This window comes from Streptomyces sp. NPDC059224, assembly GCF_042754285.1.
In the GTDB taxonomy this organism is placed as follows: domain Bacteria; phylum Actinomycetota; class Actinomycetes; order Streptomycetales; family Streptomycetaceae; genus Streptomyces.
Map to the genome: position 1 here is coordinate 219,241 of NZ_JBHZAN010000013.1, position 11,405 is coordinate 230,645.

The window sequence follows — 11,405 nt, forward strand, 5'->3', positions numbered from 1 at the left end:
GTGGGGTAACCATGAACGCGCCGTACGACGGTGAACGCGGCCAGGGCGCGGCCGGTTCGGGCTACCCCGAGCCGCCGCCGGAGGCCGGCCAGGTCCCGCCGCAGCAAGCGGCTGACATGTACCTCCAGGACGCCTACGACCAGGATCCCTACCGAGCACAGGACCTCTCCGCCCAGGACCCGGTCGCCGAGGCGCTCTACGACCGTGCCGCGCACCCCCCGCCGCCGCCCGGCACGTACCCGCAGCAGCCGCTGTACGGCCGGCCCGCCCAGTCGCCGTACGCCCCCGACCCGCACGTGTGGGCCCAGACCCCGGCACCGGAGCCCGCTGGCCCGACCCAGTACCTGCCCTTCGGTGACAACCCGCGCACGACCCAGTTCGTCGGCGTGGACGATCTGGTCACGCACTCCGGTGAGGAGCACCACGAGCCGGACGCCTTCGCGCACCTGTTCCGGGACCAGCAGCAGGGCGGCGGCAATCCGCAGACGGACCCCCGGTCCGTTCCCGGTCCCGCCGGCCACCGCCCGCCCGCCGGCGGCCAGTACCCGCCGTCCCCCGGCCAGTACCCCCCGGGCCAGTACCCCCCGGCGCCGCAGGCCCCCGCCTCCCAGAACCAGTACGCGGCTCCCCAGTACGCGCCGCCCGGCATCCCGCGGACCCCGTCCGCGCCCGAGAACTCCGTCACCGAAACGGTGCCCGCCGCTTCGGCGGTCCCCACGGCGTCCTCGGCTCCCGCGGCCAAGAAGGGAGGGCGGGCCTCCGGGCTGATGAAGTCCAGTGCCGTGATGGCGGCGGGCACGATGGTCTCCCGCCTCACGGGTTTCGTCCGCTCCGCGCTGATCGTCTCCGCGCTGGGCGTGGGTCTGCTCGGTGACACGTTCCAGGTCGCCTACCAGCTGCCGACGATGATCTACATCCTGACCGTCGGCGGCGGCCTCAACTCCGTCTTCGTACCGCAGCTCGTGCGGGCCATGAAGGAGGACGACGACGGCGGCGAGGCGTTCGCCAACCGTCTGCTGACCCTCGTGATGGTCGCGCTGGGCCTGCTCACGGCGGCCACGATCGCGGCCGCGCCGCTGCTGATCCGCCTGCTGTCCGACCCGGTGGCCAGCGACCCGGCGGCCAACGACGTCGCCATCACCTTCGTCCGTTACTTCCTGCCCTCGATCTTCTTCATGGGCATCCACGTGGTGATGGGTCAGGTCCTCAACGCGCGCGGCAAGTTCGGCGCGATGATGTGGACCCCGGTCCTCAACAACATCGTCATCATCGTCACCCTCGGACTGTTCATCTGGGTGTACGGCACCGCCGCGCACTCCGGCATGAAGGTCACCACGATCCCGCCGGAGGGCCAGCGGCTGCTCGGCCTCGGCGTCCTGCTCGGCCTCGTGGTCCAGGCCCTGGCGATGATCCCCTACCTGCGCGAGACCGGCTTCCGGATGCGGCTGCGCTTCGACTGGCGCGGCCATGGACTCGGCAAGGCGGCGACGCTCGCCAAGTGGACCATCCTGTTCGTCCTCGCCAACCAGGCGGGCGCGATCGTCGTCTCCCAGCTGTCGACCTCGGCCGGCAAGAGCTCCCCGGTCGACGGCACCGGCTTCGCCGCCTACGCCAACGCCCAGCTGATCTGGGGCCTGCCGCAGGCCATCATCACCGTCTCCCTGATGGCGGCCCTGCTGCCGCGGATCTCCCGCTCGGCCGCCGAGGACGACACCGGCGCCGTCCGCGACGACATCTCCCAGGGCCTGCGGACCACCGCCGTGGCGATCGTGCCCATCGCCTTCGGCTTCGTGGCGCTGGGCATCCCGATGTGCACCCTGATCTTCGGCTCCTCGGGCACCAGCGAGGCCACCAACATGGGCTTCATGCTGATGGCCTTCGGTCTCGGCCTGATCCCGTACTCGGTGCAGTACGTGGTCCTGCGCGCCTTCTACGCCTACGAGGACACCCGCACGCCCTTCTACAACACGGTGATCGTCGCCGCGGTCAACGCGGGTGCCTCGGTCGCCTGTTACGTCCTGCTGCCGTCCCGCTGGGCGGTGGCCGGCATGGCCGCCTCCTACGGCCTCGCCTACGCGATCGGTGTGGGCGTCGCCTGGAAGCGGCTGCGCAAGCGCCTCGGCGGCGACCTGGACGGCTCCCGCGTCACCCGCACCTACGCGCGGCTGTGCATCGCGTCCGTGCCGGCCGCTCTGCTCAGTGGTGCGGCTTGTTTCGGCATCGGCCACACTCTGGGGCAGGGCGTGATCGGTTCCTTCGCCGCGTTGCTGGCCGGCGGGGCCGTTCTGCTCGGCGTCTTCTACGTAGCCGCGCGCCGCATGCGGATCGAGGAGCTCAACTCCCTCGTAGGTATGGTGCGCGGGCGTCTGGGGCGCTGAGGTAGGGGTAGGCGCACAACCATCGTCCGCCGCCGCGTGTCGTGCATAGCGGCAGACTGTGGGCACAATTGGTTTCGGCGTCGGACAGCGTGCAACGGATGGGGAGGCAGGGAACGACGGTGGCGGAACGGAGCACGGCTGCCGTCGACGTGGCAGACAACAGCGGTGACAAGCCGCTGACCGCCAAGGCGGTCCAGTCCACGGCCGACGGGGTGGCCCAGAACCCGGAGCGGGACACGGACAGCGAAGAGGCGCAGGGGAGCGGCACGGCCGCGGGTCCAGGACAGAAGGCCTCACCGCCTGAACTGCACAGCGGTCACAAACTCGCCAGACGTTACCGTCTTGAGGAGTGCGTCACCCGTCTGGACGGATTCAGCAGTTGGCGTGCGGTCGACGAGAAACTGCGGCGTGCCGTCGGCGTGCACATCCTGCCGGCCGACCATGTGCGGACCCGCGCCGTACTGGCCGCGGCCCGTTCCGCCGCGCTGCTCGGGGATCCCCGTTTCGTCCAGGTCCTGGACGCGGTCGAGGAGAACGACCTCGTCTACGTGGTGCACGAGTGGCTGCCCGATGCCACCGAGCTGACCGCGTTGCTCGCGGCCGGCCCGCTGGAGCCGCACGACGCCTACCAGATGGTCAGTCAGATCGCCTCCGCGATGGCGGCCGCGCACCGTGAGGGGCTGGCCCATCTCCGGCTCAATCCCAACGCTGTGCTGCGTACCTCCACCGGTCAGTGGCGCATCCGGGGCCTGGCGGTGAACGCGGCGCTGCGCGGTATCAGTTCCGACACCCCGCAGCGCACCGACACCGAGGCGATCGGCGCCCTGCTGTACGCGGCGCTCACCCAGCGCTGGCCGTACCAGAGCGACGCCTACGGTCTGCCGGGGCTGCCCAAGGACGTCGGCCTGATCGCCCCCGACCAGGTGCGGGCCGGTGTCCACCGCGGCCTGTCGGAGCTCGCCATGCGGGCCCTGGTCAACGACGGCGCCACCGCCTCCCGCCACGAGTCGGCGTGCACCACGCCGGAGGAGCTGGTGAAGGCGATCGGCGAGATGCCCCGCATCCGCCCGCCGGAGCCGTCGTTCACAGCGCCGCCCGAGTACCAGCGCACCACCTACCAGCAGGGCACCTACGGCCGCTCCGCGCCTCCTGGCGCGATCCAGGTCCTCCAGACCCCGCCGCCCCCGCTCCAGAGCCGTACCGGCAAGGCCCTCAAGTGGGCGGTCTCCGCCCTGCTGATCGCCGCGCTGGGACTGGGCAGCTGGCAGCTCGCGGACGCCCTGATGGACCAGGGCGACAAGTCCGGTGACACCACCAAGACCCAGACGACGGACGACGGCGACAAGAAGGCACCGACGACGGCCGGCAAGCCGATCGCCATCAGCGGTGCCCGGGACTTCGACCCGTTCGGGGACGGCTCCGAGAAGCCGTCCGACATAAGCAAGGTCTACGACAACAGTCCGGCGACCTACTGGCAGACCGACTACTACAAGGGCGCCACTTTCGGAAACCTGAAGCCCGGTCTCGGCGTCATCCTCGATCTCGGCAAGGTCCAGCAGATCGGGAAGGTGACCGTTACCTTCGTGGGAGACACGTCCGTGGAGTTGCGTGCCGCACCCAGCGGCGCCGACTCGGAGCCCACGTCCTTCGCCGGGTACACGAAGGTCGCCGACGGCTCGGGCACGAGCGTGACCCTGAAGCCGAGCAAGGCCCTCAAGTCCCGCTATCTGCTGGTCTGGCTGACCAAGCTGCCGCTGACGGACGAAGGTACCTATCGCGGACGGGTGGCAGACATCAAGGTGACCAGCTGACGGCAGGGCGGAGCGGGCAGATGGCGGAGGGGGCCGGATACGACGGAGTGAGCGATCAGGATCTGCTCACCCGCCATGTGGAAGGCGACCCCGACGCCTTCGGGGAGATCGTGCGCCGCCACCGGGACCGGCTCTGGGCGGTGGCGCTGCGGACCCTGGGGGACCGCGAGGAGGCCGCGGACGCCGTCCAGGACGCCCTCGTCTCCGCCTACCGGGCCGCCCACACCTTCCGGCGCCAGTCGGCCGTCACGACCTGGCTGCACCGGATCACGGTCAACGCCTGCCTCGACCGGGCCCGCAAGGCGGCCTCACGGAAGACGGCGCCCGTGGACGACACCGAGCGGCTGGAGCAGCTGCTGGAGCCGCATGAATCGGCGTCCGCCCCGGCCGAGCGCAACGATCTGCACCGCCAGCTCCTCAAGGCCCTCGGCACCCTCCCGCACGATCAGCGCGCCGCTCTCGTTCTGGTCGACATGCAGGGCTATCCGGTCGCGGAAGCGGCCCGGATCCTCGACGTGCCCACAGGCACGGTGAAGAGCCGCTGTGCCCGTGGCAGAGCGAGACTCCTGCCGCTGCTCACCCATCTACGGCCGGAAAGCCCCGCCGACCCGAACGAGCCGGACCCGGCACGGAACCGGGCGGAGGGGACATCCGTCCCACCGGCAGCGAACTCTCGGGACGGGGGCTCGCGGAAGTCCGGGCCGAGTGATTCAGCCGCAGTGAAGGGCGGAGGTGGGCGAGCGTGACCGCCACGACAGACACGACCGGGCACCCGGACGTCGCGGAGATCTCCGACCTCACCGAAGGCCTCCTCTCGGATGCCCGGACCACGGAAGTACAAGAGCACCTGGACAGGTGCGAACTCTGTAGCGACGTCCACGCTTCACTGACGGAGATCCGGGGCCTGCTGGGCACACTGCCGGGGCCGCCGCGTATGCCGGCGGACGTCGTGGGCCGGATCGACGCCGCTCTCGCCGCTGAGGCACTGCTCGACGCCACGGCACCCGAGACGCATGTTTCACGTGAAACATCGACTCCCTCATCCCCGGTGGACCGTCCCGCCGGACGGCCGACCGCTTCGACCGGTCCCGGCCGCAAGGACCGCGCACAGGGACGCGGACAGGGACCGGGCCGGCGCCGGCGGACCGTGGCGCTCGGAGCCGTTCTCACCGCGGCCGTCCTGGGTGCCGGTTCGTTCTTCCTCCACTCGCTCGGCGGCAATGGGCCGACCGCCGCCCAGGGCAACCCGACGAACTCCGCCGCGGGCTTCTCCAAGGGAACTCTCCAGACCGAGGTGGAGAACCTTCTCGACTCGAAGACGGACCTGCATGGCTCCAAGAAGCCGGAGATGGGGATCCAGGGCGAATCCACTTCGTCCGGCTCGACGGACTCTCCGTACACCACCCGGATCCAGCCCTCCGTGTCGGTACCGCAGTGCGTCCGGCAAGGCGTCAGCCCCGCCGATGAAGACGTCCTCGGTGCGAAGAAGGGGACGTACGAGGGGAAGGACGCCTTCCTCGTCGTGCTCCCCGATGTGTCCGACACCAGCCGTGTGACGGTCTTCATCATCGACGCCACCTGCGCGAGCCGGCCGTCCGCCGCGCCCGGCAAGGTTCTGCTGACGGAGTCACTGGCACGCCCCTGAGCGGCCCCTCGAGTGCCGCCGGAGCGGCCCTACGCGACGCGGGACGCATCGTCCGTCCTGGCGTGGAAATCCGTACGGTGGGGGATGCCCGTGTGCCCGGACACACCGGGAATGCGCGCCCCGTAGGATCCGTTGGGTGGGGTGAGAGCTTCAGAGAAGAACTCTCACCGGTCGAAATGACGTAGACCAGAGACGAGGAACCAAGCCGTGAGCGACGTCCGTAACGTGATCATCATCGGCTCCGGGCCCGCCGGTTACACGGCGGCGCTCTACACCGCACGCGCGTCGCTGAAGCCCCTCGTGTTCGAGGGCGCCGTCACCGCGGGCGGTGCGCTGATGAACACCACCGAGGTGGAGAACTTCCCGGGCTTCCGCGACGGCATCATGGGCCCCGACCTCATGGACAACATGCGCGCCCAGGCCGAGCGCTTCGGCGCCGAGCTGATCCCGGACGACATCGTCTCCGTCGATCTGACCGGCGAGGTCAAGACCGTCACGGACACCGCCGGCACCGTCCACCGGGCGAAGGCCGTCATCGTCACCACGGGCTCCCAGCACCGCAAGCTGGGCCTCCCGAACGAGGACGCCCTCTCCGGCCGCGGCGTCTCCTGGTGTGCCACCTGTGACGGGTTCTTCTTCAAGGAGCAGGACATCGCCGTGATCGGCGGCGGCGACACCGCGATGGAGGAGGCCACCTTCCTCTCCCGGTTCGCCAAGTCCGTGACGATCGTCCACCGCCGGGACACCCTGCGCGCCTCCAAGGCGATGCAGGAGCGCGCCTTCGCCGACCCGAAGATCAAGTTCGCCTGGGACAGCGAGATCGCCGAGGTCCAGGGCGAGCAGAAGCTGGCCGGTCTCAAGCTGCGCAACGTCAAGACCGGTGAGCTCTCGGACCTCCCGGTGACCGGCCTGTTCATCGCGATCGGCCATGACCCGCGCACCGAGCTCTTCAAGGGCCAGCTGGACCTGGACGAGGAGGGCTACCTGAAGGTCGCCTCGCCGACGACGCACACCAACCTGACGGGCGTGTTCGCCGCGGGTGACGTGGTGGACCACACCTACCGCCAGGCGATCACCGCGGCCGGCACCGGCTGCTCCGCTGCTCTCGACGCCGAGCGTTTCCTCGCCGCACTCGCGGACGAGGAGAAGGCCGAGCCCGAGAAGACCACCGTCTGATCATCCCCCTTCCGCCTCACCGCACGAACGAGTAAAGGAGCCCGCCGTGGCCGGCACTCTGAAGCATGTGACCGACGCCGACTTCGATGAGGTCGTCCTCAAGAGCGACAAGCCCGTCCTGGTGGACTTCTGGGCCGAGTGGTGCGGCCCGTGCCGCCAGATCGCCCCTTCTCTTGAGGCCATCGCCGCCGAGCACGGCGAGAAGATCGAGATCGTCAAGCTGAACATCGACGAGAACCCGTCGACCGCCGCCAAGTACGGCGTCATGTCGATCCCCACCCTGAACGTGTACCAGGGCGGCGAGGTCGCCAAGACGATCGTCGGTGCCAAGCCGAAGGCCGCGCTCCTGCGTGACCTCGACGACTTCATCGCCGAGTGACGTTTCACGTGAAACACGAATGGGCCAACCCCTCGGGGTTGGCCCATTCGCTTTGAGGGGCCCGGCGCGATCGGCCGGGCTGCGTCCTCACAGCGGCCGCAGCGCCGGTTCCTTCTGTACGGCCCCCAGAAGTCGGTCAAGCGCCATCTCCACGTCTTCCTTCCAGGAGAGCGTCGTACGCAGCTCCAGCCGCATCCGTGGACGCGTGGGATGCTGCCGGACCGTCTTGAAGCCCACGGCCAGCAGATGGTCGGCGGGCAGCAGACAGGCCGGCTCCTTGTAGCGGGCGTCACCGAACGCCTCGATGGCCTTGAAGCCCCGGCGCAGCAGATCCTTGGCGACCGTCTGGACCATCACGCGCCCGAGTCCCTGCCCCTGGTAGCCGGGCATGATGTAGCCGGTCATGAGCTGGACGGCGTCCGGTGAGACCGGGCTCGTCGGGAACGCGGTGGATCGCGGAACGTACGCAGGCGGCGCGTAGAGCACGAAGCCCACGGGCACGTCGTCGACGTAGACCACCCGGCCGCAGGATCCCCAGTCGAGCAGGACAGCCGAGATCCAGGCCTCCTTCTCCACCGCGGGCGTGCCCGCCTTTACCGCTGCTTCGCCGCTGACGGGGTCCAGTTCCCAGAAGACACACGAGCGGCAGCGCTTGGGAAGGTCCTGGAGGTTGTCGAGGGTGAGCGGTAGGAGTCGGCGCCCCATGAAGGCTGTTCCTCGCTTCCTTCGCCCGCAGCATCGCGAGCGGCTGTCAGAGCGCTGCGTTCTCTGAGCAGGCTGCCGACGAATCCGACGGTCGCGCCCAGTCCCAGGGCCGCGCTCACCAGTCCGGTGCGGCTCATCGATCGCATGGCTCCCGCCTCCCATTCAGAGGTGCTGCCAGCTGTCAGGTGGATCCCGCCGTACCCGAACGCATCGTATCCACACAGCGTTTCCATCGAAACCGCCTGAAAGCAAAGAGCGGACCGTGTTCCGGTACACACCGGACACGATCCGCTCTTCGGACGACAGGGTCAGTCCTCGGGATTCTCAGGGTCCGCGGAGTCGCCGTCGTGGATCCCCTGGTGGAGGACCGGACCCTCGCCCGGGGCGAGGGTGCCAAGAATTCGCTCAAGGTCGTCCATCGAGGCGAACTCGACGGTGATCTTGCCTTTCTTCTGGCCCAGATCGACCTTCACCCGAGTCTCGAACCGGTCCGAGAGCCGGGTCGCGAGGTCGGTCAGCGCCGGAGAGACACGGGCGCCCGCACGTGGCCCCTTGGCACGGGTCGTCGCCTGTGGCCGTGAACCCATGAGGGTCACGATCTCCTCGACAGCCCGCACCGAGAGACCCTCGGCCACGATCCGGTGGGCCAGCCGGTCCTGCTCCTCCGAGTCATCGACGGAGAGCAGCGCCCGGGCGTGCCCGGCCGACAGGACTCCGGCGGCGACCCGGCGCTGGACAGCCGGCGAGAGCTTCAGCAGCCGCAGGGTGTTGGAGACCTGAGGGCGGGAGCGCCCGATCCGGTCGGCCAGCTGGTCGTGCGTGCAGTTGAAGTCCTTCAGCAGCTGGTCGTAGGCGGCGGCCTCTTCCAGCGGGTTCAGCTGAGCGCGGTGGAGATTCTCCAGCAGCGCGTCCAGGAGGAGCTTCTCGTCGTCCGTCGCGCGGACGATCGCCGGAATCGCCTCCAGGCCCGCCTCACGGCAGGCCCGCCAGCGCCGCTCGCCCATGATGAGCTCGTAGCGCGAGGGAGCCAGCTGACGCACGACGACGGGCTGGAGGAGACCGACCTCCTGGATGGAGGTGACCAGCTCCTGCAGAGCGTCCTCGTCGAAGACCTCACGCGGCTGGCGCGGGTTCGGCGTGATGTCGTCGAGGGGGATCTCCGCGAAGTGGGCACCCATCGGAGACGCCGGGATCTCCGGAGCCACACCGAAGACCGACGGCTCCTCGGTGTCCTGCGAAACCGCCGGCAGCGTCGTCACCTTGGCAGCGGCGACCCCCCGGTCGGTCGTCAGCACCGGCCCCGCTGCGGGGGACAGAGATCCCGTGCCGCCCACTGCGGCCTGAGCCGGGTTCTTCTCGGTCGGGGCAGCCGGGATCAGCGCGCCGAGGCCACGCCCCAGCCCCCTCCGTCGCTCGCTCACTGAATGCCCTCCACCATGCTCGGGTTGCTCTGGGCGCCGATGTGGGCCTGCGTCGGGTCGTAACTGACACCGAGGCCCTTCAGCGCGATTTCTCGGGCCGCCTCAAGGTAGGAGAGGGCACCGCTCGATCCAGGATCGTAGGTCAAAACCGTCTGCCCGTAGCTCGGCGCCTCGGAGATACGGACCGAGCGAGGAATGCTCGTCCGCAGCACCTCGTCGCCGAAGTGGCTGCGCACCTCGTCCGCGACCTGGGAAGCAAGACGTGTCCGGCCGTCGTACATGGTGAGCAGGATGGTCGACACATGCAGGGAGGGGTTGAGGTGCCCCCGGACCAGGTCGACATTGCGCAGGAGCTGACCGAGGCCCTCCAGGGCGTAGTACTCGCACTGGATCGGGATGAGCACCTCGGCGCCCGCGACCAGCGCGTTGACCGTCAGCAGGCCGAGCGAGGGCGGGCAGTCGATGAGGATGTAGTCCAGCGGCTGCTCGTACGCCTGGATCGCCCGCTGCAGCCGGCTCTCCCGTGCCACCAGAGACACCAGCTCGATCTCCGCACCGGCGAGATCGATCGTGGCGGGGGCGCAGAAAAGGCCTTCGACATCCACCACCGGCTGGACAACCTCGGCCAGCGGCTTGCTCTCGACCAACACGTCGTAGATGGACGGAACTTCGGCGTGATGGTCAATACCCAACGCGGTGGAGGCATTGCCCTGCGGGTCGAGGTCGATCACCAGAACGCGGGCACCATGCAGGGCCAGCGATGCGGCAAGGTTGACGGTCGTCGTCGTCTTGCCCACACCGCCCTTCTGGTTGGCCACCACCATGACTCGGGTCTGCTCCGGACGTGGCAGACCTTCGCCGGCGCGGCCAAGAGCTTCTACCGCGAGTTGGGCAGCACGACCGATGGGAGTGTCGTCCATCGGAGGCGGTGTTTCACGTGAAACATCCGCCCCCATCGACTCGGTACGGGGACCGGGGACCGGATCGGTCATCGGTCCCGCGATGTTGGCGTCGGACCGCAAGGATTCACTCTCCTCGACTTCAGGCTCGCAATGAACAGAGCCTCCCATGCCTTCGGGGTCGTGAACCAGTGAGGCCTGGTGTTCTGTGGAGAAATCCACCTCTGTGGACAACTCCGTGCCCCGGACTGGGGACGGAGTGTCATCAGAGGCCCCGTTTCTGAGGGAACCGAGGGGCTTTCGGTCGCGCGGTTCGGCCGCGGCGCGGCCCCGGCCGATGATGCCGTGCAACAGGGAGCGACGTTTCACGTGAAACACGATGACAACAAATTGTCCTTAATGCCGGTGACACTCCGCCGTGCACCTTTCCGTCTCCCCCTCAGGGGTAAAGATCGTCTTTTGCTAAGATCAAAAACATACGGGACGGGGGACCCTCGCGTCGCATGACCAGCGACGTAGAGAACTTCCTTGGCCGGTACGCCGGGCGCAAGCCGTTCGGCGACCACATCGACCATCACAGGAAGCAACATCATGACTTCAAAGACCATCGGACGCTTTGTCGCGGCAGCCCTGGGTGTCGGCGTTCTGGCTACCGCCACGCCGGCCTTCGCCGACCAGGACATCAAGGTGATCTGGGGCCACGGCTACCGCGTCAGCAGCGACCACGGAGTGGCCGCCGTCAAGGACCTGGCCGACGACGGCAACGAGGTGTACGTGCAGTACACCCGGGCCGGCCACGGGGACGACATCTACACCCTGTGGAACAAGAAGGGCGACGGTACCACCACGTACAGCGGCCACGGCGGGACCGTGACCATCAAGAAGGTCTGCCGATCCATCTCGCTGCGTCCGGACGTCTGCTTCACGAAGACCCCGTAACCACGGCCCGAACGGCGCAGAGGCGCTCTCCCGATGAGGGATAGCGCCACTG

The 11,405-nt window shown here is 68.8% G+C and carries 10 protein-coding genes; 7 read left to right on the plus strand and 3 right to left on the minus strand.

Annotated features, from left to right (window positions below; all coding sequences use genetic code 11):
* Window positions 1-11 precede the first annotated feature (11 nt).
* From murJ to trxA, 6 genes are all read left to right on the plus strand, one after another.
* A complete protein-coding gene (murJ, locus tag ACFXI4_RS16555; RefSeq protein ID WP_384991086.1) occupies window positions 12-2,378 on the plus strand; it encodes a murein biosynthesis integral membrane protein MurJ in 2,367 nt (788 codons plus the stop codon).
* Between the two features lie 119 nt (window positions 2,379-2,497).
* Window positions 2,498-4,189 carry a protein kinase family protein gene (locus ACFXI4_RS16560; protein ID WP_384991089.1) on the plus strand — a complete coding sequence of 564 codons (1,692 nt, stop codon included), beginning with the start codon at window positions 2,498-2,500 and terminating at the stop codon, window positions 4,187-4,189.
* Between the two features lie 20 nt (window positions 4,190-4,209).
* On the plus strand, window positions 4,210-4,935 hold the full coding sequence (gene sigM, locus ACFXI4_RS16565) for an RNA polymerase sigma factor SigM (protein ID WP_384991092.1): 726 nt from the start codon (window positions 4,210-4,212) through the stop codon (window positions 4,933-4,935).
* Complete coding sequence (locus ACFXI4_RS16570) at window positions 4,932-5,834, plus strand: anti-sigma factor family protein (RefSeq protein WP_384991094.1); 903 nt, start codon at window positions 4,932-4,934, stop codon at window positions 5,832-5,834. Before sigM ends, ACFXI4_RS16570 begins: the two co-directional genes overlap by 4 nt.
* A gap of 207 nt (window positions 5,835-6,041) precedes the next feature.
* Entirely contained in the window at window positions 6,042-7,010 is a 969-nt protein-coding gene (gene trxB, locus ACFXI4_RS16575; RefSeq protein WP_362716837.1) for a thioredoxin-disulfide reductase, read from the plus strand.
* 46 nt (window positions 7,011-7,056) lie between these two features.
* Window positions 7,057-7,389, plus strand: a complete 333-nt coding sequence (gene trxA / locus ACFXI4_RS16580) for a thioredoxin (RefSeq protein ID WP_384991097.1) — start codon at window positions 7,057-7,059, stop codon at window positions 7,387-7,389.
* 87 nt (window positions 7,390-7,476) lie between these two features.
* Here the strand turns inward: trxA and ACFXI4_RS16585 are convergent, their stop codons facing one another.
* The 3 genes from ACFXI4_RS16585 to ACFXI4_RS16595 form a co-directional block, all read right to left on the minus strand.
* The gene (locus ACFXI4_RS16585) at window positions 7,477-8,094 is read right to left on the minus strand and encodes a GNAT family N-acetyltransferase (protein ID WP_384991099.1); all 618 of its coding nucleotides are present in this window, start codon (window positions 8,092-8,094) and stop codon (window positions 7,477-7,479) included.
* 308 nt (window positions 8,095-8,402) lie between these two features.
* Complete coding sequence (locus tag ACFXI4_RS16590) at window positions 8,403-9,515, minus strand: ParB/RepB/Spo0J family partition protein (protein ID WP_362716828.1); 1,113 nt, start codon at window positions 9,513-9,515, stop codon at window positions 8,403-8,405.
* On the minus strand, window positions 9,512-10,585 hold the full coding sequence (locus ACFXI4_RS16595) for a ParA family protein (RefSeq protein WP_362716854.1): 1,074 nt from the start codon (window positions 10,583-10,585) through the stop codon (window positions 9,512-9,514). The genes ACFXI4_RS16590 and ACFXI4_RS16595 overlap by 4 nt, the downstream gene beginning before the upstream one ends.
* 420 nt (window positions 10,586-11,005) lie before the next feature.
* Between ACFXI4_RS16595 and ACFXI4_RS16600 the strand changes: the two genes are divergently transcribed.
* Window positions 11,006-11,353, plus strand: coding sequence for a hypothetical protein (locus tag ACFXI4_RS16600; protein WP_362716825.1), 348 nt, complete (start codon window positions 11,006-11,008; stop codon window positions 11,351-11,353).
* Window positions 11,354-11,405: the final 52 nt, after the last annotated feature.